The following is a 23149-nucleotide window of genomic DNA, read 5'->3' as shown; positions in this document are numbered from 1 at the left end:
GAGAACCGGCCGGTGCGTATTTGGAAAGAGAAGAAGACGGGGCGGCGCGGTCCCTCGGGCCGCGGTGCCTGCGGCTCTGCCCGGCTAGCGTGCAGGCGGGGGGGCGTCCTCCTGCGCGAGGTCGAGAAAGCGGCGGTCGCACAGCGCTCCTAGGAAGCCTGCGGCGTCCTTTGCGATCTCGGCCTCGGGGGCGTTGTAGCGGGCGGCGAGCGTGGCGGTGATCTGCGACAGGCTGCGGGTGCCATCGACCTCCGACAGGATCGCGTGGGCGGTCTGGTCGAGGGTGACGGCGCGTTCGGGCGCGAGCAGCACCCAAGTGCCGCGCACCCTGTCGTGGTGCAGGCGCACCCCGCGCGGCAGGACCGGGATCGCGTGCGGGTCCATCATGCCGCCTTCGGGCTGGCGAGGCCTTCGCCCGGCTGCCACGCGCCCGGCGGGATGCGGCCTTCGACATAGGCGCCCCAGAGCGCATCAAGCTGGGCCCAGAGCACCTCTGTCTTGAAGATCAGCGCATTCGCCGCCGCGTCCTGCTTTTCGGCGGTGTCCGCGTGACCCAGCACCCAGTCAAGGCCGAAGGCCACGTCCTTGGGAGCCTCGGTCAGGCGGTTGCGGAAGTAGCTGAGGGCGCTGTCGTCGGCGAAATCGTAATGCTTCAGCAGCCCTTCGATCCGGCCCGCGTGGATCTTCGGCGCGAAGAGTTCCGTAAGCGAGGCCGCCACCGCCTCGAGCAGGGACTTGTCGCGCACGTAGCGCACATAGGCCTCCACGGCGAAGCGGGTCGCGGGCAGCACGCCCTGCCGCGAGGCGACGTAATCGCGGTCGAGGCCCACCGCATCCGCCAGCCGCAGCCAGCGGCGGATACCGCCTTCGTTGGTGTCGGTGCCGTCGTGATCCTCGATCCGGCTACGCCAGGCGCGCCGCAGGTCGGGATCCTCGACCCGGCTCATGAACGCGGCGTCCTTCAGGGGGATGCAATGCTGGTACTGGTAGCGGTTGATGACCCAGGCGCGCACCTCGTCGGGGGTGCAGTCGCCGCCGTGAAGACGGTGGTGGAACGGGTGGCGGTCGTGGTAGCGTTCGGTGCCGATCTGGCGCAGCCGGGCCTCGAAGGCCTCGCGTGTCTGGGTCATGTGGTCACCTCCATCCCGTCCTTACCGATGATCCAGCCCGCCGCCTCCGCCTCAGCCCTCTCTGGCGAGGCAGGACGCAGCACCGGGTTGGTGTTGTTCATGTGCACGTAGACCTTGCGGGCGATCCCCAGCCCGGCGAAGGCCGTTAGAGAGCCGTCCTCACCACTCATGGACATGTGACCCATGCGGCGGCCAGTCTTGTGGCCGAGCCCCTCGCGCAGCATCTCGTCGTCGCGCCAGAGCGTACCGTCGAAGAACAGCAGCGCCGCGCCCTGAAGTCGCTTACGCAGCGCATTGTTCAGGAGGGCGCAGCCGGGGATGTAGAAGGCGGTATCCTCGCCCGCCGTCAGCTCCACCCCCACGGTCTGGTCGCCCATGAGATCGGTCTGCACCTCATCGCCCTCGAGGTAGAGCGGCACCTTTCCGGGCACCGCGAACAGCGTCGCCGTGAGGCCGGGGGCCAGCTCGAAGGGCATATCGAGGGCGATGGTCTCGCGCGTGACCACCTCGGGGCGCAGCGCGGAAAAGATCGGATTGGCGTCCAGCACCTCGTGGATGCCGGGGGTCGCGAGCAGCCGGAAGGGCTGCATTTCGCGCAACGTCAGAAGCCCCGCCACGTGGTCGATGTCGCCATTGGTCACCAGCACCGAGCGCAGCGGCATCTCGCGCAGTCCGGTCGGGTGCAGCTCTGGCGTGACGGCAAGCTGGGTGCGGATGTCGGGCGAGGCGTTGAGGATCGCCCAGTCGGTGCCGTTGCCGGAAACCGCGAGCGAGCTTTGCGACTGGGCCGGGATCACCCCGGCACGGGCATCGTTGCAGTTTCGGCAGCCGCAATTCCACTGCGGGAGTCCGCCACCGGCAGCTGCCCCGAGTATCCGCGCGCGGAATGTCATATGGTCCCTCCCGCGCGCGAGCAGATCAGAACAGGACGCCGTCGTCGTGTTCCGGACCGTACATGTTGATTTCCATGCCGCACTCGATTTCGCGGATAACGGGCTTGCTCCAGGCCATTTGGGTTCCTCCTCCGGTTGGTCTGTGACGTGTTGTCAGCAACACCAGACTGCCAAACCGAAGGGGCCGCGCGCGAGTCTTATATTCTGTGAAACCCTCAGACTTTGGTCGGTAACACTACGTTAACCATGGGCCCGATCAGGGGAAGATCAGCCCTCCGCCGCCTTGCGCATCTCTTCCGAGAACTCGCGGCGCAGCTTCTTGCGCATACCCGCAGCGCGGTGACGCTTGTCCTCAACCTCGGTCAGGATCTTGAGTTCGGGCACCTCGGCGGGTTTGCCGTCATCGTCCACCGCCACCATGGTGAAATAGCACGAGTTGGTGTGACGGCGGGTGCCGTTGCGGATGTCCTCTGCCTCGACGCGGATGCCCACCTCCATGGAGGTGCGGCCCGCATGGTTCACCGCGGCACGGAAGGTCACCAGCTCGCCCACGTTGATCGGCTGCTTGAACGTCACCTGGTCCACCGACAGCGTCACCGCGTAGCGCCCCGAGAACCGCGAAGCGCAGGAAAACGCCACCCGGTCGAGCAGGTTCAGAAGCGCGCCCCCGTGCACCTTGCCGCTGAAATTCGCCATGTCGGGCGTCATCAATACGGTCATCTCGAGTTGGCGGGGGTCCATGGCTCACTCCTGCTTTATGGATTAGGGTGGGCGATGCACAATTGCCGTCAAGCGGTCAAGCGCCCTGCGGTGCGATCCCTTTGAGACAGAAGCCCTTGTGCCGCACCGTGACGATCTCGAAGCCGAAATCGGAGGCAGGGGCGAGCTTGCGCCGCAGGTAGCCGATGTAGACATCCACCACATTCTCAGAGCCGGAATCACCGGCCCAGAGCGCATCGAAGATCTGCGCGCGGGGCATCGGCGTGTCCGGATGCCCCGCCAGCAGGTCCAGCAGGGCATATTCCCGGTCGGTCAGCTGCACCTCGCGCGCACCATGGACAAGGCTCCTGCTGGCGGGGTCGAGCCGGGCAGGCGCCGGGCGCAGATCGGCGGCGCGGCGCTGCTGCACCTGAATGCGGGCCACAAGCTCGTCGAAGGAGAACGGCTTGACCACGTAATCATCGGCGCCGGCCTCAAGCCCCTCGGCCCGGTGGTCCACGTCCGACAGCGCCGACAGCATCACCACCGGAAGCGCGGCGCCGCGGGCACGGGCAGCGCGTACCAGCTCGATCCCGCTGTCCCGGCCCAGCATGACATCGACAATGGCCGCGTCGAAGGGCTGAAGCAGGCGGTCCTGCGCAAGGTCTGCACGATTTACCGTCTCGACCTCGTAGCCATGTAGGGCCAGCCCTCGGGCGAGGGCCGAACAGATCTCGGGATCGTCATCGACGACAAGAAGGCGGGGCGGGTTGTTCATCGCCACAGGTTACCCGGCCACGAGGGGAAGTCGAACCACAAGTCGTGTGCCGCGACCATCGTCTGCGGGGCTTTGCACCGTAATCGTGCCGCCCTGCTGGTCCACCACCCAGCGCGCCAGGGCAAGACCGATGCCGAACCCCTGGCTGCCGGGCTGCCCCTGGGCAAAACGGTCGAAGACGCGGGCCTGGTCCTCGGGCGGGATGCCGGGGCCGGCATCAGTGACGGTGATCTCGCCCATGCCACCCACTGCCCGCACGCCAAGATGCAGCGTGCCACCGTCGCGGGCGTGGCGAATGGCGTTGCGGATGAGGCCCACGACCACCTGCCGCAACCAGTTGGCATCAGCCAGCACCGTTGCGTCCCTTGCCTCGCGGGTCAGCTCCATCCCGGCGCTGGAAAGCTCAGCGGCCGTCTCGGCCTCGGCCTCCTGCAGCAGCCAAGGCAGGGACACCGCCGCGGGATCAAGCGCAAGCTGCCCGGTTTCCGACCGTGCCACCCGCAGAAGGTCATCAATGCGGCGGCTCAGGCGCCGGGCGCGGCTTTCGATAGTGGCGAAATCGCCGCCCTTCGCGCCCAGTTGCGCCTCCATCAGGATCACCGTGAGCGGCGTGCGCAGCTCGTGGCTGATGTCGGCAAAAAAGCGGCGGCGGTCCTCATCCGTCCGCTCGAGCCTTTGGTTGGCGGCCTCGAGAGCGCAGGTCCGGTCGGCAATGATCTCGTTCAGATGCGCACGGTCACGGGCGACCTCATCGGCGCGGGAGGCAAGGGTGGCGGCCATGCGGTTGGTTTGCGCCTGAAGACGGCCGATCTCGTCGCGCCCTTCCGGCAGGGCGACGGCGAAATCCTCGGCCCCGATGCGCCGCGACGCATCCCCAAGCAGGTCCAGCCGCCGCACCAGCGGCCGCACAAGGCCAAGATGGGCCCCCGCAACCAGAACCACCGCCAGCGCCGCCATCACCGCGGCTGCGGTGACAAGCCAGCCACGCAGCGCGTCGATGCCCGACAGGATCTCGGTCCGCAGGCGCTTTTCCTCGTTCACCGCCTGCGCCAGCAGTGGCTCGAATCCGCTGGCAAAGCGGTCGAGGTGGCCGCGCAGGGCCTGTACGTCGGTCAGCTCCGAGGTCAGCGCCCCGCGCAGCCCGGCGAACAGCGCCTCCATCCTCGCGATCAGCAGAGACTGCGAGGCCCGGCGGCTGCGCGCATCAAGGCCACGCGCCTCGGCCACCTCCATGTCCAGTCCGGCGCGCAGGATGCTAAAGCTGCGTTCGATCATCTGCGCGGTGCTGTCCGTGCGGTCGACGCGGGTTTTCGGCGATTGCGCGGTCTGGATCACCTCGGCGGCGACGACGATGAAGGTGGACACCTGCGTCGACAGCGCCGCGTATTGATCCAGCCGCCGTTCTGCCGCCAGCGCCGCGTCAAGGCGCTGTGACACCTGCGCCATGCCAAGCCACAGCACCGCCGCCAGCAACAGCGTCATTCCTCCCAGAACGGCAGCCCCGGCGCCCAGCCGGGCCTTGAGAGACGTGGGAAAGAAGCGCGACATTCGGCAGTAAAACCTTTAAACTCTGCACATCATTTAGTCACACGCCGGATCGAAGGGCAAAACTTTTGCCAGATGCTGCATTGCAGCATCCACCGGAGCGGAACGTCGACGCTTTGTTTGCCGTTCCGTGGAGAAGCTGGGATCGCATCACATCCCTACTCAGCGAGGCAATCATGATAGAACTCCTCTTCATGGCTTGCTTGTCCTCGGCACCGGATCAGTGTCAGAAACGCAGCCTTCTTTATAACGACGTTACCCCCATGGCCTGCATGATGGGCGCCCAGCCCGAACTTGCCAAGTGGACCGAAACGCACCCCCGCTACCTTGTGACCGGCTGGAAATGCCAGACGCTCCGGCCCGGCGAAAAAGACGTCTGACCCGGTCACGCGGCCCCGTGGGAGGGCCGGCCGCGTGACCTGACCCGCCCATCGGGCCCGGGACGTCCGAGCCCGACCGATTGAGTGGGTCAACCAGCGCGCCCCTGAGACCGTCGTTACAGACACTCTTCACCCCACCATGTTTCGTATCATCCGTCGCCTGCGCCTTTCGCATCGGTTGACCTTTGCCGCCGCTTGCCGTCAGCATCAGTCCCGGAGGAAGGGAGGATCATGTTGCACACGCAGCAGACGGCAGAGCATCTGCCGCGCGCCGGTGCGCGCGCGTCCGGTCGACGGAACGGTCGCCTCGGGGTCACCGCGCTGTCCATCCTGTTGCTGGGCCTCGTCTGGATCGTCGCCGCCACGCAGACCGCCGACAGCAGCGTCCTGCCCCAACCGTGGGAGTTGATAGCGCCCTTCGCCCGCGCCACTGCCAGCGGAGAGCTGCCCTATCACCTTGGCTGGACGCTGATGCGGGTTATCGCCGCCTTTGCGCTGGCCATGAGCCTCGGCATCGCACTGGGGCTGGTCATGGGGCGATACCCGGCGGTGGACCGCTGGCTCGATGCGTGGCTGGTGATCTTCCTCAACCTGCCCGCGCTGGTGCTGATCGTGCTGTGCTACCTATGGATCGGCCTCACCGAGACCGCCGCCATCGCCGCCGTCACCCTGAACAAGATCCCCAATGTCGCCACGGTCATCCGCGAGGGCGCCCGGTCACTCGACCCGCGGCTGTCGGACATGGCCCATGCCTACCGGCTGCCGTGGCTGCGCCGGATGCGCCACGTGGTGTTGCCGCAGCTGATGCCATTCATCACTGCGTCGGCCCGATCCGGGGTGGCGGTGATCTGGAAGATCGTGTTGGTGGTGGAATTCCTCGGGCGCTCGAACGGGGTGGGCTTCCAGATCCACCTCTATTTCCAGCTCTTCGACGTGACCATGGTGCTGGTCTACGCCTTCAGCTTCATCGCGGTAATGCTGGCCGTGGAATGGATGATCCTGCAACCATGGGAGCGCCGCGCCGCGCGCTGGCGCCAATGACCGGAGACCTCGCCCGCATGACTGCCCTTTCGGTGACCGACCTTGGCTACAGCTATGGGCCAAAGCGCGCCCTCGACGGGGTGAGCTTTGCCCTGAGGCCAGGCTTCACCGCGCTGCTGGGGCCGAACGGCGCGGGCAAATCGACGCTGTTTTCGCTGCTCACCCGGCTGTTCGTCACGCGCGAGGGGCAGATCACCGTGGCCGGGCACGACATGGCGCGCGCGCCCCGCGCGGCGCTGTCGCGCATCGGGGTGGTGTTCCAGCAGCCGACGCTGGATCTGGACATGTCGGTGGCGCGCAACATGCGCTATTTCGCGGCGTTGCACGGCATCGCCGGGCGCGAGGCCGACGCCCGCGCTGCCGATGCGCTCGACCGGCTGGGCATGGCCGAGCGTTCGGCCGAAAAGGTTCGCAATCTCAACGGCGGCCACCGGCGGCGGATGGAGATCGCCCGCGCCCTGATCCATCGCCCGCAGGTGCTGCTGCTGGACGAGCCGACCGTTGGCCTCGACTTCCAGTCGCGGCAGGCCATCGTGGACCACGTGCACGGGCTGGCGGGGAACGGGCTGACGGTGCTCTGGGCAACGCATCTGGTGGACGAGATTCGCGACAGCGACGACGTGGTGGTGCTGCACCAAGGGCGCGTGCTGGCCCATGACAGCGCCGAACGCCTGCACCGCGGCGCGCCGCTGTCCGAGGTATTCATGCAGATGACCGGCGGCACGGAGGCGGCGCGATGAAGGTCTGGATCACGGCAATGCTGGCAATCGTGCGCCGAGAGGCGCTGCGCTTCGTCCACCAGCGCTCGCGTTTTCTTGCGGCACTGGTGCGCCCGCTCGTGTGGCTCGTGGTCTTCGCGGCAGGGTTCCGGGCGGCGCTGGGGCTGTCGATCATTCCGCCCTACCAGACCTACATCACCTACGAGATCTACATCGTCCCGGGCCTGTGCGGCATGATCCAGCTGTTCAACGGGATGCAATCGTCACTGTCACTGGTCTACGATCAGGAGATGGGGTCGATGCGCCTGCTGCTGACCTCGCCCCTGCCCCGGTGGTGGCTGCTCTTGTCGAAACTGCTGGCCGGGGTCGCGGTGTCGATCCTTCAGGTCTACGTGTTTCTGGCCGTGGCTGCGGGCTTCGGCATCACCCTCCCCGGCTGGGGCTACGTGGCGGCGCTGCCGGCGCTGGTGATCTCGGGTCTGATGCTGGGGGCGCTGGGGTTGCTGATCTCGTCCACCATCCGCCAGCTCGAGAATTTCGCAGGGGTTATGAACTTCGTGATCTTCCCGATGTTCTTCATGTCCACGGCGCTCTATCCGCTGTGGAAGATGGCCGAAAGCTCCGAGCTTCTGCGCGACATCTGCGCCTGGAACCCGTTCACTCACGCGGTGGAGCTGATCCGCTTCGCGCTTTACCTCGAGCTCAACCTGCCCGCGCTTGGCTGGGTCACCGCCTGTTTCGCGCTGTTTTTCGGGCTTGCGGTGGTGGGCTACGATCCTGCCTACGGCATGACAAGGCGGCGCAGGCAGGGCTGATCCACGGGCGCCGCGCCGGTGTCGAGGGCGCAGGGGTGCGTATTTGGAAAGAGAAGAAACGCAAGATGCTGACCGGCATGACATGGCAGTGCAAAGGCGCGGCCCCCTGTTTCTTCTCTTCGGATAATACGCTCGCCGGAGGTGTCCCGACCCATCGGAAGCGCCAACATCGGGGGCAAGGCAGCGCGATTTTCAGCCAGTTGCGGCGCAAACACCCGCCAAGGGCGACCGATAGGCGCTTTAAGACCGGGCCGTGCAATGCTACAGCCAAGCCTGTATTCTGCTGCCGGTGACCGATCCCGGCGTTTTCCCATGACCTTGGAGGGGCTTTAGAAAACATGGCTGACAAACAGACTCCTGATATTGTGTATACCACGGTAGACGAAGCGCCCGAGCTGGCCTCGGCCTCGCTGCTTCCGATCATCCAGAGCTTTGCCTCGGCGGCGGGAATCACCGTCGGCACCAAGGACATTTCGCTTGCGGGTCGAATCATCGCGACCTTCCCCGAGGTGTTGACCGACGCGCAAAAGCAGTCCGACGATCTTGCCTGGCTCGGCGAGTGGGTGAAGACCCCCGAGGCCAATGTCATCAAGCTGCCCAACATCTCGGCGTCCGAGCCGCAGCTGGTGGCTGCGGTGAAGGAGCTGCAGTCCCAAGGCTACGCCCTTCCCGACTACCCCTATTCTCCGTCCACGGACGAGGAGAAGGCGGCGCGCGCCAAGTATGACACCCTCAAGGGCTCGGCGGTGAACCCCGTCCTGCGCGAGGGCAACTCGGACCGCCGCGCCGCGGCTGCCGTGAAGAAGTTCGCCCAGGACAACCCGCACCGCATGGGCAAGTGGACCTCCGAGTCCAAGACCCGCGTTGCGTCCATGTCCGGCGGCGATTTCTTCTCGAACGAGGTCTCCGCGACGCTGCCCAAGGCGGCGACCGCGAAGATCGTGCTCGAGACCGCAGGCGGTGAGACCGTCCTCAAGGATGGCGTGAGCTACCCCGAGGGCACCGTGGTCGATGCGACTTACATGTCCGCCGCCGCGCTTGACGCCTTCCTCGCCGAGGAAATCGAGAAGACCAAGGCCGAGGGCACGTTGTTCTCGCTGCACATGAAGGCAACGATGATGAAGGTCTCGGACCCGATCATCTTCGGCCACGCGGTCAAGGCATGGCTTGCCCCGGTCTTCGAGCAGTACGGCGACAAGATGAAGGAACTCGGCGTGAACCCCAACGGCGGCCTCGGTGCGCTGCTGGAGCGAGTCAAGGACGAGCCCGAGATCCTCAAGGCCATCGAAGACGTGCGCGACACCCGTCCGCCCATGTACATGGTGAACTCTGACAAGGGCATCACCAACCTGCACGTGCCGTCCGACGTGATCATCGACGCGTCGATGCCCGCGCTGATCCGCGACGGCGGCAAGGGCTGGGGTCCGGACAACGCGCAACACGACACCAACTGCGTGATCCCCGACAACTCCTACGCGCCGGTCTATGACGCGGCGATCGAGTTCTTCAAGGCCAACGGCGCGCTGAACCCCGCCACCGCGGGCACGGTTCAGAACCTCGGCCTGATGGCTCAGAAAGCCGAAGAATACGGCTCGCACCCGACCACCTTCGAGATTCCCGAAGCGGGCACCGTGAAGATGATCCTCGACGATGGCACCGTGCTGCATTCGCACGCCGTCGAAGCGGGCGACATCTGGCGCTCGGCCTCGGCCCGCAAGGCGCCGATCGAGGACTGGGTGCAGCTGGCCATCGACCGTCAGAAGGCCACCGGCTACCGCGCCATCTTCTGGCTCGACGCAAGCCGCGCCCATGACGCCGAGCTGATCGCCTACGTCAAGCCGATCCTCGAGGCCAAGGGCGTTGCCGACAAGTTCGAGATCATGGCCCCCCGCGAAGCGACCATCGCCAGCCTCGAGACCATCACCAAGGGTGAGAACACGATCGCCATCACCGGCAACGTGCTGCGCGACTACCTCACCGACCTGTTCCCGATCCTCGAGCTGGCCACCTCGGCCAAGATGCTGTCGATCGTGAAGCTGATGAACGGCGGCGGCCTGTTCGAGACTGGCGCTGGCGGCTCGGCCCCCAAGCACGTGCAGCAGCTGCAGGAACAGAACCACCTGCGTTGGGACAGCCTCGGCGAATTCTGTGCCCTGGGCGAGAGCTTCAAGTTCTACGCCGACCAGAAGGACAACGAAAAGGCACGGGTGCTGGGCACTGCGGTGGAAACCGCGACGCAGGGCATCCTCGACAACGGACGCAGCCCGTCACGCAAGGTCGGCGAGCCCGACAACCGTGACAGCCACTACTGGTTCGCCCGCTACTGGGCCGAAGCGTTGGCGGCACAGTCCGACGATGCCGACCTCGCCGCCCACTTCGCCCCCATCGCAAAGGCGCTTGCCGACGGCGAAGCGGCGATCACCGGTGAGCTGGCGGCGGCGCAGGGCAGCGCGGCGGACCTTGGTGGCTACTACCACGGTGACGCAGACAAGACCGCGTCGGTGATGCGCCCCTCGGCCACGCTGAACGCGATCTTCGCGTAAGCGCCAAGAACAGGAAGGCCCCCGCCCGAGCAGTTCGGGCGGGGGCCTTTTTCATGGGGAATGGCCTCGTCAGCCTCCTGTGTCATCCGCATCTTGCGCTGTCACCCTTGCGTTCCGCGGGCCGCGCGGATTGGCCTCGATCAAGCCATGTCGGCGCAGGCGGCGGGGGCCAAGACCAGAGCTGAAAATCCGGTGCCCTTCAGATAGCACTTGGGGGCGTTTCAGCCCCGATCAGCCTCAGGCCAGATCCGGCGCGACTGGCACCACGATACGGCCCCGCACCTGCCCCTCGAGGAAGCGGGGCGCGGTGTCGATCACCTCGGAGAACGGCACCTCCACCGACAGTGCGCCGAGCTTGTCGAGGTCCAGCTCCTGCGCCAGAAGGCGCCACGCCTCGAGCCGCCGCTCCATCGGGCACATCACGCTGTCGACGCCCGCCAGCGTGACGCCGCGCAGGATGAAGGGCATGACCGTGGCCGGCAGGTCCATCCCCGCCGCCAACCCGCAGGCCGCGACGCGGCCACCGTAGCGGATCATCGACAGCAGGTTCGCCAGCACGCCGCTGCCCGCCACGTCGATGCCGGCGGCAAAGCGTTCTTTGGCCAATGGGCGGTGCTTGCCCGACAGCTCTTCGCGGTCCACGATCTCAGACGCGCCGAGGCCGCGCAGGAACTCCGCCTCCGAGGCGCGGCCGGTGACAGCGGCCACCTCGAAGCCCCGCCCAGCCAGCAGCGTCGTCGCCACGGACCCGACGCCGCCAGCGGCCCCAGTCACGGCGACGGGTCCGTCCCCCGGTTTGACGCCGCAGCGGTCCAGCGCCATCACGCACAGCATCGCGGTATAGCCGGCGGTGCCGATCTCCATGGCCTGCCGCATCGAGATGCCGTCCGGCAGGGGCACCAGCCAGTCGCCCTTGACCCGCGCCATGCCCGCAAGGCCGCCCCAGTGGGTTTCCCCCACGCCCCAGCCATTCAAAACCACCCGGTCGCCGGGCTTGAAATCCTCGTGGCTGCTGTCCCGGACGATGCCGGAGAAGTCTATGCCGGGCACCATGGGGAACTTGCGCACCACCGGCCCCTTGCCTGTGATCGCAAGCGCGTCCTTGTAATTCAGCGTGCTGTAGGCAACCTCGACCAGAACATCACCCTCGGGCAGCTGCTCGGGGGCCAGCTGACTGGTGGTGACCGTCTGGGCGTCGTCCGTCTTGTCGATGAGAATGGCGTCGAACATGGCAAGTCTCCCCTATCGCCGGTGTGTCTTCGCAAGGCCAAAGGCGTGGCCATGACCCGTTTCCGGCAGTGTCATGCAAATGTCTGACATTTGCAACGGGGGTGTTCGGGCGGCGACCTCAGGCAAGATCCTGCAGGGTGGGAAAGCCGCAGGGACCGCCCGGCGCGGCAAGCCGGATCGCCGCCATGCCCATGGCGCGTGCACCGCTGATGTCGGTGGCGGGGTTGTCGCCCAGCATCACCGCATCGCCCGGGGCGACGCCGCCCAGCGCACGGCGAAAGAGCAGCGGCGCGGGCTTGCCCACATGTACCACGCGGACCGGGTCGTGACAGGCCTGCAGCAGGGTCAGCAGCGCGCCGGTTTCGATGGCGGGGCCATCCGGTCCGGGGTGGGTCAGGTCGGGATTGGCGACCACCAGCGGAACACCGCGCGACAAGTGGCGCAGCGCCATCTCCAGCCGCCCGAGGCAAAGCGCTGTATCGCGGCAAAGCACCACCGCCTCAGCCCGTTCTGCCATGGGATCGAACCCCATGGCCCGCGCCATGCCCGTCAGCGCGTCGCTTGCCAGAAGGCAGAGCCTGCCACCGGGTGCCTCCTGCCGCGCCGCCTCGAGCGCGGCCTCGCCGGCCAGCACGATGGCCGCGGGGGCGACCGGAAGGCCAAGGGCAGTGAGGCGCCGCGACAGGGTTTCGCGCGTGTCGCTGGAGTTGTTCGACACGATCACCAGCCGGTCACCCATGGCTTTCGCAAAGCGCTTCGCCCCTGGCAGCAGCCGATCCCCGGAGACGATGCAACCGTCGAGATCGCACAGGATGCGGGTGGCGCGGCCCAGCTGGGCGCGCGCCCGTGTGAAACGGTCACCGACCGTCACTGCGGGATCGGTCATGGAAAGGCGTAACCGTCGTGCTGCATGGACAGCGCATACGCGGCGCTGTCACCGCCATCGGGTGCGTCCAGCGTGAAGCGCGGCGCGGTGCTGGCGAATTCGTGCAGGTGGACGGTGACGCAATCCTCGTCCACCAGCGCGACGCCATAGGCGGGCGCACCAAGATCGCCGGGGATCGACGTCATGCCGGGGGTCAGATCCAGCGCAACCTGGTGGTTTAGCCCGCGCATGCAGGACCACGAGATGCCGCGCCAGTTGCCCCACATGGCGCGGTGAACATGGCCGAAGAACAGGTGGCGGATGCGGTGTTTGTGCGGCTCGATCACGTCCCAGAAGACGGCGTGATCCTGCATCATGATCGCATCCATCGCCGCGATGCCGGTGGCGAACGGCGGATGGTGCATGAACATCAGCAGCGGCCCCGAGGTCTGATTCAGCTGCCGCGCCAGCCAAGCGCGCCGTGTCGCGCAGTAGTGGCCCGCATGGGTGCCGGGCTGGTGCGTGTCGAGGAACAGGCAGGTGCCCTGCGGCGTCTGGCGCGTGCTCTGCACGAAACCGGCCTCGTCGCGAGGGGCATCGGGGAAGGTGGCCGAGAACGCCTCGGTCACGTCGTGGTTGCCGACCATCAGCACCAGCGGCATCGCCAGCCGCGAGATCTGCGCCTCGAACGCCGCGTAGGCATCAGCATCGCCCCAGTGGGTCAGATCGCCGGTCACAACGGTGAAGGCCGCATCGGAATGTTCGCGGTTGATGCTGTCGACCGCAAGGCCAAGCCGCTGCGCCGGATCGCCACCATAAAGCGTGCGGTCGCCGCCGATCACATGGGTGTCGGTGAGATGGATGAATTTCATGTGGGTCTTCCTTGGATCGGTGCCGCCCGGCGTGGGGCCGGACGGCACGGGCCTTGATCAGCTGCTGGGAAGCAGGTCGTCGATTTCCTCGACCAGCTCCTGCTGAAGCTCTTCCATGTCGGTGGCGTCGCCGATGACGATGCGCTCGAGCCCGTCATAGATCACCTGGGTGATCGCAAGTCCGTTGTCGCCGGGATAGGCCTGCCAGTCGGACAGCAGCGGCAGCTGGTCCACGGCGGTCTTCTTCTGCGGGTTCTGGTCGTAGAAATCTGCAAGGATGATGTCGTTCGCCGCCTTGTTCGGAGGCATGTAGCCGGTGGTCCGCGCCACCTCTGCCGCGCCCTCGCCCGAGGTGATGAACTTGATCCACTGCCACGCCGCCTCGCGCACACGAGGATCGTCCGAGGCCGAGGTCATCAGCGCCGCATTGCCGCCTGCCGGCAGGCCTTCGGGGGTGCCGTCAATGCCGGGGAAGTTGCCGGTGACGAAGTCGAAGTCGCTCTTGATGGTCATCATACGGCCCACGTTCGAGGTCGAGGTGAACATCATCGGCAGATCACCGGCGGCGAAGGTCGACACCGCCTCGTCGCTGCTGAGGTTCTTCATCTCGCAGCCGTCGACGATCTTCTGCACGGTCTCGAGCACCACCAGCGCCTCGGGGCTGTCCATGTTGATGCGCGCGTTCTCGACCGTGGGCTTGCCCTGATCCCACATCAGCGCCTGGAAGAACCAGTTGCCGGTGATCGCCCAGTCCCAGTAAATCGGATTGCCGCTGCCGCTTGCGTTCAGCGCCTCGCAGGCGGTCACCACGTCGTCCCAGGTGGTGGGCAGCGCGTCGATGCCCGCCACTTCCAGCAGGTCCATGTTGTAATAACCCACCGGCAGCGAGACCGAGAACGGCAGGCCGTAGACATCGCCATCGAAGGTCGAGAGCGACAGCATCGCCTCGTGGTAGCCGTCCTGCTGGAAATCGGCCTCATCGGCGATGAACGGCTGGAGCGAGTTGGCGATGCCCTTCTCCACGAGGATCTGCTGGCGGTTGAGACCCTGCATCGTCACGTCGGGCAGGTTGCCCGACACGGCTTCGCGCAGCACGGTGTTCGAGGCGTCCTCGTATTGCTCGTAAGAAGCGCGGAACTTGACCTCGATGTCCGGGTGCGCCTCGTAGAACTTAGGCAGGATCGCCTCGTAGGTCACGTCGAAGAGCGCGGCGTAGGGATAGGCGAACTCGATCGTCACCTTGTCCTGAGCGAGGGCGGCGGTGGAGGCACCGCACATGAGGGCGGCGGCAAGGCCGAGACGGGTGGGAAGGCTGGTCATTGGATCGCTCCGTGGGTTGATTTGCGAAAAAGAGGGAGAGGGGGTCACTTCATGCCCGACAGGGTGATGCCGTCGATGAAACGGCGCTGTGCCAGCAGGAAGGCGACCAGCAGCGGCACGACGATCACCGTCGCCGTGGCCATCATCGGGCCGTAGAGGTTGCCGTCGGACCCGGCCTGGAATTCGCGCAGGCCCAGCGGCGGGGTGAACAGGCTGCGGTCGCCGGTGACGACGATGCGCGGCCAGAAATAGTCGTTCCAATGCGCCACCACCGAGAAGATGGCGAAGGCCAGCAGCGCCGGGATGGCGGTGGGCAGCATCACCCGCCAGACGATGGCCAGCTCGGACATGCCGTCCATGCGGGCGGCATCCACGAGGTCATCGGGCACGGTCATGAAGAACTGCCGCATGAGGAAGATCCCGAAGGCCGAGATCACCCAAGGGATCACCAGCGCGGCATAGGTGTTGGTCAGCCCCATCTTGGCAAGGCCAAGGTAGATCGGCAGTGCGATGGCATGGACCGGGATCAGCAGGCAGAACAGCACCATGCCGAACACAGCGTCCCGGCCCCAGAAGCGCAGCTTGGACAGGGCATAGGCGGCGGGCAGTGCAACGATCATCTGCAGCAAAAAGATCGACCCGGTGACGATCACCCCGTTCAGCAGGTAGCGCAGCAGTGGCGCCTCGGAGAAGGCCGAGCCGTAGTTGAAGGCGATGGGGCTGGTGGTGCAGGCCTCGCGCACCTCGGCGGTCAGTGCCTCCATCAGGCGGGCATCGGTGAGGCCGGGATCGGCGGCCCGCGCGGCGTCAAGGTCATCGCGGCGGGGCGCATTCGCCATGGCGCAGCGTTCGTTCACCATGGGCGCCTGGGCGCCGAAGAAGCCGCCCGTGCCACGCTCGATCTCGCCGGGGGACTTGAGCGAGGTGCTGATCATCACCGCGAAGGGGGCCAGCACCACCAGCGCGCCCAGCAGCAGCACCGCGTGCTTGAGGAGTTCCGAAAGGCGGAACTGGGAAGCTCGGGTCATGCGTAATGCACCTTGCGTTCGGTGATCCGGCGCTGGATCAGGGTCAGGATCATGACGAAGACGAGGAACAGCACCGTGATCGCCGCGCCGATGCCCACGAGGTTCTGGCTGATGCCCTTCTCGTAGATGGCGAACATCATGACGTAGGCGGATTTTCCGGGGCCGCCCCCGGGCGAGAACAGCACCTCCACCGTGTCGAAGGACTGGAAGGCGCGGATGCAGGTGATGGTGACAACGAAGACCGTGGTCGGCCCCAGCGCGGGCCAAGTGACCAGCCGGAACCGCTCCCACGCGCTGCGGGCACCGTCGAGCTCTGCCGCGGCATAAAGATCGCGTGGCACGCCGGTGAGGCCCGCAAGGTAGAGCACCATGTTGAAGCCAAAACCCTGCCAGATGCCGATGAAGCACACGATGCCAAGGGCATAGTCCCGATCGCCCAGCCAGACCGGCAGGCCTTCGGTGCAGACGCGGCCCAGCCATGTGGCCTGCGGCGAGGCCCCGAAGGCCTGCAAGGTCAGCAGGCCATGCAGCGCGGGCTGCGCGCAGATCGCCTCGAGCGTGCGGTTCACCACCCCGATGGACGGGTGCAGCATCAGCTGCCAGACGATGGTCATGGCTAGCAGCGTCGCCATCACAGGCAGGAAATAGACCGCCTTGTAGAACGCGGCCCCCCGCCCCACCGACTGGATCAGCAGCGCCGCCCCGAGGCCAAGCCCCAGCGACAGCGGCACCACGGTGATGACGTATACGAAGGTGGCCCAGAGCATCTTGGCATAGGTCGAGCGGGTGAAGATCCGCTCGTAATTGTCAAAACCCACCCAGTTGAAGGACGGGTTGCCCAGCGAATAGTCGGTAAAGCTCAGCCCGAAGGCCAGCAGCACCGGTGCCACGAGGATGGTCAGCATCAGCGCCAGCGCGGGCGCGGTCATGGCCCAAGCGGCGCGGCTCTGGCGCAGCTCGGGGTTCGCGTGGGCGGCGGGCATCGGGGCGGCGGTCACGGAGGCGGCAAGGGCAGTCATGCGAAGGCCGCCTCGCGCACGGGGGCGTCCGCCCGCAGGCGGCGACCTTCGGCGTCGAAGACCAGCGCGCGGGCGGGGTCGAACCGCAGCCCGATGGCCTGACGCGGCGCAAGCTGACCGCGCAGGGACGGGTCCACCCGCAGCGTCAGCCGCTGGTCCATGCCATCAAGCGCCACATGCAGCAGCAACTCCGGCCCGAGGTTCTCGAGGTGGACGCTGCGCGACATCAGCATGGGCGCGTCATTGCCGATGCTGATTGCCTCGGGGCGCAGGCCCAGCTGCAATGGCCCGCGCGGCCCCGGAAGGTGCATCGCCAGCCGCGCGCCGAGAACGCTGATACGCCCTGTCGCATCCCGTTCTGCCGGAAGCACATTGATCTTGGGCGAGCCGATGAATTCCGCCACGCGCAGGTCGGACGGGTCTTCGTAGATGCGGTCCGGCGTGTCGCATTGCAGGATCTCGCCGCCCATCATCACCGCGATGCGGTCGGACATGGTCATCGCCTCGACCTGATCGTGGGTCACGTAGATGAAGGTCGCGCCCAGGCGCTTGTGCAGTTCCGCAATCTCCAGGCGTGTATGCACCCGCAGCTTGGCGTCGAGGTTCGACAGCGGCTCGTCCAGCAGGAAGGCGGCGGGGTTGCGCACCAGCGCCCGCCCCAGCGCCACGCGCTGACGTTGCCCGCCCGACAGCTGCCCCGGCTTGCGGTTCAGCAGCGCGCCGATTTCCAGCGTCTCGGCCGCTTCGGCCACGCGGGCCGAGATCGCGTTGTTCGCCGCACTGGCCCCCGGCAGGAACGACCCCACCACCGGCAGGCGCTGTGCGGTGCTCAGCTGGCGCATGCGCAGGGGCACGGCGATGTTCTCGGCCACGGTCAGGTGAGGGTAAAGCGCGTAGGACTGGAACACCATGGACAGGTTGCGGTCGGCGGCGCGCACGCCATCCACCGGCGTGCCGCCAATGGCCATCTGCCCCGAGCTTTGGCTTTCCAACCCGGCGATGATGCGCAGCAGGGTCGACTTGCCGCAGCCCGACGGCCCCACGAGGGACACGAACTCGCCATCGGCGATGTCGAGGCTGACGCCCCGCAACACGTCCGTGTCGCCAAAGCTCTTGTGGATGTCCCTGAGGGTGACTGTGGCCAAGATCCCGTCCTCTTCTGCTAAGCGGTCGAGGCGGACCTAGGCCAGTTTCTTGTAGCCTGCGTGACACATTATCACTTTAGGTTATGGCCCGGAAAACCCGAGGCGACGCGAAGGCCCATGCCGATGAAACGACCCACACCAACCCAGCTGCGCGCCTTCAACGAGGTGGCGTCCACCGGCAGCTTTTCCCGCGCGGCCCGGTCCCTGGGCATCTCGCAGCCAGCGATCACCGCGCAGATCAAGGCGCTGGAAGAGGGGTTCGAGGTGCGCCTGTTCGAACGCACCTCCACCGGGGCCGAGTTGACGCCCTTGGGCGACCGGCTGTTCCAACGCACCGCAGAGCTGCGCGACACCGAACGCGATGCTGCCGCGATCCTTCTATCCTCCCGCGCCATGGAGGTGGGCGAGCTGTCCATCGCAGCCGGCGCGCCCGGCCCGGCCATGCGCCACGTGGCGCATTTCCGGCGGCGCTATCCCGGGGTGCGCATCGATATCTCGTTCGGCAACTGGCAGGACGTGGTGACGGCGGTGCGTGACCGGCAGGTGGACCTCGGCATCCTGACCGAAGCGCCTTCGGGCAGCACCATCCTACGCCGCCCACTTCTGATGCAATCGTTGGTGGCCCTCGTACCAGCCGCGCACCCCCTTGCGCGCTACCGCGTGCTGAGGCTGGCGGATTTGCAGGATCAGCCACTTTTGTTTCGCAGCGGCCGGTCCCAGACCCAGCGCGAGCTGAACGCGGCACTCAGGGCACATGAACTGACGCTGGAGCCGCTGTTTTGGCTGGAATCGCGTGAGGCGGTCTACGAGGCGGCGGCGCAGGGGCTTGGCATCGGCTTCATGTTCGACGCGGCCACCGGGCGCAGCGACGACGTGGTCCGCGTCCCTATCCACGAGATCCCCGGCGAATTTCCCGAATACGCCTTCTGCCTTGCCACCCGCGCATCAACCGATGTGGTGCGGGCCTTCATGGAAAGCACGGCACCGGATCTTTGATCGGTCAGCCGCGTGCCTTGCAGGGCGGGTGCCGGATCGTCGCATCGAGGTAGCCCCCGCGCGAGTCGCATCAGGCCTGCATGGGGCAGCAAGGCAATGAAATGAAAATGTGTGGATGAGGTCAGAGCCTCGACCGCGAAGGCAAGACCACCCGAGGATCGTGGCCTGGGGACCAGTGGTGCCGGTGATAGGACTCGAACCTACGACCCCATCATTACGAATGACGTGCTCTACCAGCTGAGCTACACCGGCACTGGTGGGCGGCCTCATAGCACCGAGGCCGCCCGTAGGGAAGGGCTATTTTGCCGCTTCTTTCTTCGGCTCGTCGGCATTGTCCGCAGGGACTTCCTCGGCATCCTCGACCTCGGCCCGGGTGGCCTCTGCCGCCGCTTTCCCTTCGGGGGTCGGCGGGTTCGGGCTCAGGACCTCGGGGGCAGTGTCGGGGTCCGCAGCAGGGGCTGCGCCCTTGTCTTCCTCGAGAACGCCGACGATCAGCGGCAGCATATCCGAGCCCGGCGCAGGCCGGTCGGAATGGGGCGGCGTGGTCCAGCTGAGGGTGTCGAAGCCGCCGCAGTTCTCGCAGATGGGCTCCCACTCCGCGTGGGCATGGCCACAGGCGTCACAGACCCACTGCGGACCGCGCGGTGCCACCAGCGCCTTGGCCAGCCAGCCGCGGACCTCCTGCTCGGGGGCGCCTTCGCCGCGGGCAATGGCCGCCATGACGGTCAGCACGCGCGCGTCGGGATCGCTGTCCACGAGGTTGCCCATGGCACGGCGCGCCTCGGGGAAGTCCTCGGCCACGAGCGCCAGTTCTGCGCCAAGCAGGCGCGTCTCGCGGTGAGAGGTGCGCAGGCCAGTGAGGGCACGGAAGCGTTTCATGCGCTCTGCCGGGGTCTCGTTCGGAGCGATCTCGGCGAAGGTGGCGGCAAGATCGGGATGGGGCTCTACGCTCCAGGCCTTTTTGATCAGGCGCGCCGCCTTCTTGGGCTCGCCGCGCGCGATGTAGGCGCGGGCCGCCATGCAGACACCGGGGATGAGGTCGGGAGATCCCTTGGCAGAGGCAATCGCCGCCTCGCGGGCCTCGATCGGCTTGTCCTCGGAAAAGATGTCCTTGGCCTCGGACAGCGCCAGAACCGCATCGCGGCGCTTGTAGACGTCGCGCGGTATATCGCCGCCCTTGAGCTTGGCGGAGAGGGTTTGCCGCGCCCCCTTCCAGTCGTGCTTGGCGGCCTGAAGCTGCAGCAGTGTGTCCTGGATCTCGGGGTGCTTCGGCTTGAGCTTGAAGGCCCGTTCAGCCAGCTGCAGCGCGGTGTCTGTGTCGCCCTTGGCCAGCTTCAGCTTCATCATGCCGCGAATGCCGACAAACCGCGTGTCGTCGTGCTGGATCAGGGTTTTGTAGATTTCTTCGGCCTTGCGGGTATCGCCGCTCATCTCGGCGGCCTGCGCAGTCAACAGGTTGGTGAGCGTCGGACGGTGCAGGTAGCGGTCCGCCTTCTGCGCCTTGGCCATGGCCAGCTTGCCCTCGCCCGAGGACAGGGCCAGCATACCTTCGGCAAGCGCCTGATAGCCCTTGCGTTCACGGTTGCGGTCGAAATAGCGCGAAATCGCGGTGTCATCGCCGTTGATGAACTTCAGCACGGCCACCAGCAGGGCGACCAGCTTGAAAATGACATAAAGCGCCACGACGAGGGCGATGACGGCAATCACCGACTGCAGCGGCCCAAGGTTGATCTCGTAGCCGCCAGCGGTGACCTGCACGCCCCCCTGGCTTTCCATGATGTAACCGGCACCAAGGGTCAGGGCCGCCACGACTGCGACGAATAGAATGATCTTCAGGAGTGACCAGAGCATTGTGGGACCCTTATTCCTTGTTCAGTTCCTGGGAGACGCTCTCCGCCGCGGCGACCGCATCGGCACGGGTCTGCGCCCGGGCCATCCAGTCCGCGAGCGGCTCTTTCGCCACCTCGGGGAGGGTATCGAGTTCCGACAGCGCGCCGGGCAGATCACCGCCCTTCAGCGCTGCCTCGGCACGGGACAGGACCGCGTCGGGGGTGTTTCCGTCACGCGGCGTGACCGAGCGCAGGCCGATCTGGTTCTCGAAGAAGTTCGCCACGCGCGAGGCTGTGTTCTCGTTTCCGGATTCGGCGTTGCGGGCCGCCGAAAGCGCATCGCGCGCGGCCTCGGGGTAATCCTCGGACAGGGCAGCCAGCGTCGGCACGCCCTCTTCGGCGGGGCCGGACAGGGCGTCGGGCACGGTGGTGCCGTTTTCCTGCATGACCGACAGCGGCTCGGCGTAGGGGGTGCCCTCGGAAAGCGCGGTGGTCACATCGGCGAGCGCCGCACGGGACCGGGCCAGCGCGGCCTGACCTTCGGCATTGGCCTCGGCGTCGAGCGCCTGCCGGGTCATCTCCTCGACCTCGGCCCGCTGCGCGGCAATGGCGTCGCGCAGCATGTTGAGCTCGTTCTCGTAGGCGGCCATGGCCTCGGGGGACACGGATTCCTCGACCGGGCGGCGTTCGATGTCGTCGATGCGCTGTGTCAGCGCGTCGAGACGGGTGGAGAGTTCGTCGAAAGTGCCGGTGGCGGCGTCGAACTGGCCCTGCAGTCCCTCGACCGTCCCTTCAAGGTCCGTGAGGTCGATGCCATTGGCAGTGTCGGTCGCGGTCTGCACCTCTTCGGCAAGCGCGTCGATGCGGGCGGTCTGCTCATCGAACGCCGCCTGCATACCGTTGTCCGAGCCAAAGGGCCATGTGCCCGCCTGGTAGGAGGCCGCGCCGTAGCCGATGGCGGCGGCAATCACGCCGCCGATGACCATGGGCAGCACGCCGCCGCGCCGTTCGACCGCCTTCTCGGTGACCACGGGGGTGGCGGCCGTGGCACTGGATGTGGACGAGGAGACAGTGTCTTTTCCATAAGAAAAGCCGGGCATATCGCTGGATGTCGACCCGACCGTGTCCTCCGAGATCAGCGACGCTTCGCCGGCCGAGTGGATCTGGTCGTCGCCATCGGGCTCGGCGGTGGCGGCGGCGATGGTGTCATCGGCCTCGGCGCCCAGGGTGTCGCTGTCGTCGATAGTGTCCTCGCCGGATGCAGCGATCGTGTCGTCGCTTGCAGCGGACACGGTGTAGGCACCGCCAGCGGCCACGTCATCATCGGCAGAGGACGATACCGTGTCGGCCCCACCTGTCAGGGTGTCGTCGCCTTTGACCTCGGGCGTCACGCCGCCTTCGGGAGTCTTCGCCGCGTCGGTCACGGCCTTGTCCTCGGTTCCATCCACCGGCGTCTTCTTCTTGGCCACGCTCCACCCTTTCAATTCCTGAGTCGGCACGTCTGCGGTGCCATGCTAACCTTTCACAGACCCGTGACGATGCACAAGCGCCCCGGAGTCCCCGAGCAGACCTATCACGGCGCGCCGCATGGCGGCTGCATTTGGACGGTCCGCAATAACCATTCCTGACACATATAGCGCCCCAAGCGCCGCGACCACCTCTGCGCTCATCGCCGCAACCTGTAGCGGCGCGCGGAACGGTCCACAGCTGGCAAACTGGGCCGCACTGCGGGGAGAGAAAAGCGGAACGATCACGGGCGCGCTACCATCGAGGGCCTGTATCGCGGAGGCGCTCAATTCCTGTGCAGGCTGATCGTAGATCACTGTTTCCCGCGTTTCGATGCCCTGGGCCGAGAGGCGCTCCGCCACCCGACCGCGTGCATGGGTGCCGCGCGCATGGACCAGAGGCACCTCGGGCGCATCAGCGGCAATCAACGACACAAGCGCGTCCGCATCACCCCCGGCACTGCGAGGGTCGAACCCCGCCCCGGCGGCGGCGGCGGCCGTGGCATCACCCACCGTGTAGCACAGCCCCAGCACCGGCCCGCCTAAGCACAGCCACGCCCGCACACCGTTGGCGGACGTAAAGATGACACCGCCCACGCCATCAAGATCTGGCAGAGGCCCGGTGTGCTCGATCCCCAGCAGGGGGCTTTCGATGGCGGTGAAACCGGAAACCCCATCGGCCTCCAGCTCCTCGAGCATCCGACGCGATGCACCCGGCGGGCGGGTCAGCAGCAGGACGGGGGGCTGGGCCATGGACGCTCCGGCATTGTGAGGCGGCTTGGCAGGTGTTAGCTCCT

23 protein-coding genes and 1 tRNA gene are annotated in these 23149 nt (G+C 66.7%); 6 read left to right on the top strand and 18 right to left on the bottom strand.

The features are described from left to right. Window positions 1-84 precede the first annotated feature (84 nt). The 7 genes from pqqD to IEX41_RS15345 all read right to left on the bottom strand — a co-directional run bounded on the left by pqqD (window position 85) and on the right by IEX41_RS15345 (window position 5048). Window positions 85-387, bottom strand: a complete 303-nt coding sequence (gene pqqD / locus IEX41_RS15375) for a pyrroloquinoline quinone biosynthesis peptide chaperone PqqD (protein WP_188791136.1) — start codon at window positions 385-387, stop codon at window positions 85-87. Continuing rightward, window positions 384-1130: a pyrroloquinoline-quinone synthase PqqC gene (gene pqqC / locus IEX41_RS15370; protein ID WP_188791135.1), complete on the bottom strand. Its 747-nt coding sequence runs from the start codon at window positions 1128-1130 to the stop codon at window positions 384-386. The genes pqqD and pqqC overlap by 4 nt, the downstream gene beginning before the upstream one ends. Next, window positions 1127-2023, bottom strand: a complete 897-nt coding sequence (gene pqqB / locus IEX41_RS15365) for a pyrroloquinoline quinone biosynthesis protein PqqB (protein ID WP_188791134.1) — start codon at window positions 2021-2023, stop codon at window positions 1127-1129. Before pqqB ends, pqqC begins: the two co-directional genes overlap by 4 nt. A gap of 25 nt (window positions 2024-2048) precedes the next feature. Further along, complete coding sequence (gene pqqA / locus IEX41_RS15360; RefSeq protein WP_076694518.1) at window positions 2049-2141, bottom strand: pyrroloquinoline quinone precursor peptide PqqA; 93 nt, start codon at window positions 2139-2141, stop codon at window positions 2049-2051. Between the two features lie 149 nt (window positions 2142-2290). Next, complete coding sequence (locus tag IEX41_RS15355) at window positions 2291-2764, bottom strand: acyl-CoA thioesterase (RefSeq protein ID WP_188791133.1); 474 nt, start codon at window positions 2762-2764, stop codon at window positions 2291-2293. A 55-nt stretch (window positions 2765-2819) separates the two neighbouring features. Next, window positions 2820-3500 (bottom strand): response regulator transcription factor, encoded by a 681-nt coding sequence (locus tag IEX41_RS15350; protein WP_188791132.1) that lies wholly within the window; start codon window positions 3498-3500, stop codon window positions 2820-2822. 9 nt (window positions 3501-3509) lie between these two features. Then, window positions 3510-5048, bottom strand: coding sequence for a sensor histidine kinase (locus IEX41_RS15345; protein ID WP_188791131.1), 1539 nt, complete (start codon window positions 5046-5048; stop codon window positions 3510-3512). Between the two features lie 173 nt (window positions 5049-5221). Here IEX41_RS15345 and IEX41_RS15340 point away from each other — a divergent pair, with 173 nt between their 5' ends. From IEX41_RS15340 to IEX41_RS15320, 5 genes are all read left to right on the top strand, one after another. Continuing rightward, window positions 5222-5425, top strand: coding sequence for a hypothetical protein (locus tag IEX41_RS15340; protein WP_188791130.1), 204 nt, complete (start codon window positions 5222-5224; stop codon window positions 5423-5425). A gap of 231 nt (window positions 5426-5656) precedes the next feature. Further along, a complete protein-coding gene (locus IEX41_RS15335) occupies window positions 5657-6466 on the top strand; it encodes an ABC transporter permease (protein ID WP_188791129.1) in 810 nt (269 codons plus the stop codon). A 17-nt stretch (window positions 6467-6483) separates the two neighbouring features. Beyond that, window positions 6484-7206, top strand: coding sequence for a lanthanide ABC transporter ATP-binding protein PedB/LutE (gene pedB / locus IEX41_RS15330; protein ID WP_188791128.1), 723 nt, complete (start codon window positions 6484-6486; stop codon window positions 7204-7206). Continuing rightward, a complete protein-coding gene (gene pedC, locus IEX41_RS15325; RefSeq protein WP_188791127.1) occupies window positions 7203-8000 on the top strand; it encodes a lanthanide ABC transporter permease protein PedC in 798 nt (265 codons plus the stop codon). The genes pedB and pedC overlap by 4 nt, the downstream gene beginning before the upstream one ends. Before the next feature lie 338 nt (window positions 8001-8338). Next, entirely contained in the window at window positions 8339-10543 is a 2205-nt protein-coding gene (locus tag IEX41_RS15320) for an NADP-dependent isocitrate dehydrogenase (RefSeq protein WP_188791126.1), read from the top strand. A gap of 237 nt (window positions 10544-10780) precedes the next feature. Here the strand turns inward: IEX41_RS15320 and acuI are convergent, their stop codons facing one another. The 7 genes from acuI to IEX41_RS15285 form a co-directional block, all read right to left on the bottom strand. Beyond that, complete coding sequence (gene acuI, locus IEX41_RS15315) at window positions 10781-11773, bottom strand: acrylyl-CoA reductase (NADPH) (protein ID WP_188791125.1); 993 nt, start codon at window positions 11771-11773, stop codon at window positions 10781-10783. A 118-nt stretch (window positions 11774-11891) separates the two neighbouring features. Further along, window positions 11892-12659 (bottom strand): HAD-IIA family hydrolase, encoded by a 768-nt coding sequence (locus IEX41_RS15310; protein ID WP_188791124.1) that lies wholly within the window; start codon window positions 12657-12659, stop codon window positions 11892-11894. Next, entirely contained in the window at window positions 12656-13510 is an 855-nt protein-coding gene (locus tag IEX41_RS15305) for a phosphodiesterase (protein WP_188791123.1), read from the bottom strand. Before IEX41_RS15305 ends, IEX41_RS15310 begins: the two co-directional genes overlap by 4 nt. 57 nt (window positions 13511-13567) lie before the next feature. Continuing rightward, the gene (locus tag IEX41_RS15300) at window positions 13568-14788 is read right to left on the bottom strand and encodes an extracellular solute-binding protein (RefSeq protein ID WP_373285649.1); all 1221 of its coding nucleotides are present in this window, start codon (window positions 14786-14788) and stop codon (window positions 13568-13570) included. A gap of 86 nt (window positions 14789-14874) precedes the next feature. Then, on the bottom strand, window positions 14875-15858 hold the full coding sequence (locus tag IEX41_RS15295; protein ID WP_188791121.1) for a carbohydrate ABC transporter permease: 984 nt from the start codon (window positions 15856-15858) through the stop codon (window positions 14875-14877). Continuing rightward, entirely contained in the window at window positions 15855-16841 is a 987-nt protein-coding gene (locus IEX41_RS15290; RefSeq protein WP_188791283.1) for a carbohydrate ABC transporter permease, read from the bottom strand. The genes IEX41_RS15295 and IEX41_RS15290 overlap by 4 nt, the downstream gene beginning before the upstream one ends. Before the next feature lie 32 nt (window positions 16842-16873). Beyond that, the gene (locus IEX41_RS15285; RefSeq protein ID WP_188791120.1) at window positions 16874-18022 is read right to left on the bottom strand and encodes an ABC transporter ATP-binding protein; all 1149 of its coding nucleotides are present in this window, start codon (window positions 18020-18022) and stop codon (window positions 16874-16876) included. Between the two features lie 123 nt (window positions 18023-18145). Between IEX41_RS15285 and IEX41_RS15280 the strand changes: the two genes are divergently transcribed. Continuing rightward, window positions 18146-19018: a LysR substrate-binding domain-containing protein gene (locus tag IEX41_RS15280; protein ID WP_188791119.1), complete on the top strand. Its 873-nt coding sequence runs from the start codon at window positions 18146-18148 to the stop codon at window positions 19016-19018. A gap of 176 nt (window positions 19019-19194) precedes the next feature. On the opposite strand, the gene IEX41_RS15275 is transcribed toward IEX41_RS15280, so the two are convergent. From IEX41_RS15275 to IEX41_RS15260, 4 genes are all read right to left on the bottom strand, one after another. Next, window positions 19195-19270: transfer RNA gene (locus IEX41_RS15275), tRNA-Thr, on the bottom strand. A 45-nt stretch (window positions 19271-19315) separates the two neighbouring features. Continuing rightward, window positions 19316-20869 (bottom strand): heme biosynthesis protein HemY, encoded by a 1554-nt coding sequence (locus tag IEX41_RS15270; RefSeq protein WP_188791118.1) that lies wholly within the window; start codon window positions 20867-20869, stop codon window positions 19316-19318. A 10-nt stretch (window positions 20870-20879) separates the two neighbouring features. Then, a complete protein-coding gene (locus IEX41_RS15265; protein ID WP_188791117.1) occupies window positions 20880-22316 on the bottom strand; it encodes a COG4223 family protein in 1437 nt (478 codons plus the stop codon). 45 nt (window positions 22317-22361) lie between these two features. Further along, window positions 22362-23105, bottom strand: a complete 744-nt coding sequence (locus tag IEX41_RS15260) for a uroporphyrinogen-III synthase (RefSeq protein ID WP_188791116.1) — start codon at window positions 23103-23105, stop codon at window positions 22362-22364. Window positions 23106-23149: the final 44 nt, after the last annotated feature.

Source organism: Salipiger pallidus (genome assembly GCF_014643635.1).
Taxonomy (GTDB): domain Bacteria; phylum Pseudomonadota; class Alphaproteobacteria; order Rhodobacterales; family Rhodobacteraceae; genus Salipiger; species Salipiger pallidus.
The sequence above is the reverse complement of the archived record's forward strand: the minus strand, read 5'-3'. Positions and strand labels throughout refer to the sequence as shown.

Bases quoted from the DNA above. Each gene is read 5' to 3' on its own strand.
- pqqD (WP_188791136.1), bottom strand. From the start codon at position 387: ATGATGGACCCGCACGCGATCCCGGTCCTGCCGCGCGGGGTGCGCCTG.
- pqqC (WP_188791135.1), bottom strand. From the start codon at position 1,130: ATGACCCAGACACGCGAGGCCTTCGAGGCCCGGCTGCGCCAGATCGGC.
- pqqB (WP_188791134.1), bottom strand. From the start codon at position 2,023: ATGACATTCCGCGCGCGGATACTCGGGGCAGCTGCCGGTGGCGGACTC.
- pqqA (WP_076694518.1), bottom strand. From the start codon at position 2,141: ATGGCCTGGAGCAAGCCCGTTATCCGCGAAATCGAGTGCGGCATGGAA.
- IEX41_RS15355 (WP_188791133.1), bottom strand. From the start codon at position 2,764: ATGGACCCCCGCCAACTCGAGATGACCGTATTGATGACGCCCGACATG.
- IEX41_RS15350 (WP_188791132.1), bottom strand. From the start codon at position 3,500: ATGAACAACCCGCCCCGCCTTCTTGTCGTCGATGACGATCCCGAGATC.
- IEX41_RS15345 (WP_188791131.1), bottom strand. From the start codon at position 5,048: ATGTCGCGCTTCTTTCCCACGTCTCTCAAGGCCCGGCTGGGCGCCGGG.
- IEX41_RS15340 (WP_188791130.1), top strand. From the start codon at position 5,222: ATGATAGAACTCCTCTTCATGGCTTGCTTGTCCTCGGCACCGGATCAG.
- IEX41_RS15335 (WP_188791129.1), top strand. From the start codon at position 5,657: ATGTTGCACACGCAGCAGACGGCAGAGCATCTGCCGCGCGCCGGTGCG.
- pedB (WP_188791128.1), top strand. From the start codon at position 6,484: ATGACTGCCCTTTCGGTGACCGACCTTGGCTACAGCTATGGGCCAAAG.
- pedC (WP_188791127.1), top strand. From the start codon at position 7,203: ATGAAGGTCTGGATCACGGCAATGCTGGCAATCGTGCGCCGAGAGGCG.
- IEX41_RS15320 (WP_188791126.1), top strand. From the start codon at position 8,339: ATGGCTGACAAACAGACTCCTGATATTGTGTATACCACGGTAGACGAA.
- acuI (WP_188791125.1), bottom strand. From the start codon at position 11,773: ATGTTCGACGCCATTCTCATCGACAAGACGGACGACGCCCAGACGGTC.
- IEX41_RS15310 (WP_188791124.1), bottom strand. From the start codon at position 12,659: ATGACCGATCCCGCAGTGACGGTCGGTGACCGTTTCACACGGGCGCGC.
- IEX41_RS15305 (WP_188791123.1), bottom strand. From the start codon at position 13,510: ATGAAATTCATCCATCTCACCGACACCCATGTGATCGGCGGCGACCGC.
- IEX41_RS15300 (WP_373285649.1), bottom strand. From the start codon at position 14,788: ATGTGCGGTGCCTCCACCGCCGCCCTCGCTCAGGACAAGGTGACGATC.
- IEX41_RS15295 (WP_188791121.1), bottom strand. From the start codon at position 15,858: ATGACCCGAGCTTCCCAGTTCCGCCTTTCGGAACTCCTCAAGCACGCG.
- IEX41_RS15290 (WP_188791283.1), bottom strand. From the start codon at position 16,841: ATGCCCGCCGCCCACGCGAACCCCGAGCTGCGCCAGAGCCGCGCCGCT.
- IEX41_RS15280 (WP_188791119.1), top strand. From the start codon at position 18,146: ATGAAACGACCCACACCAACCCAGCTGCGCGCCTTCAACGAGGTGGCG.
- IEX41_RS15270 (WP_188791118.1), bottom strand. From the start codon at position 20,869: ATGCTCTGGTCACTCCTGAAGATCATTCTATTCGTCGCAGTCGTGGCG.
- IEX41_RS15260 (WP_188791116.1), bottom strand. From the start codon at position 23,105: ATGGCCCAGCCCCCCGTCCTGCTGCTGACCCGCCCGCCGGGTGCATCG.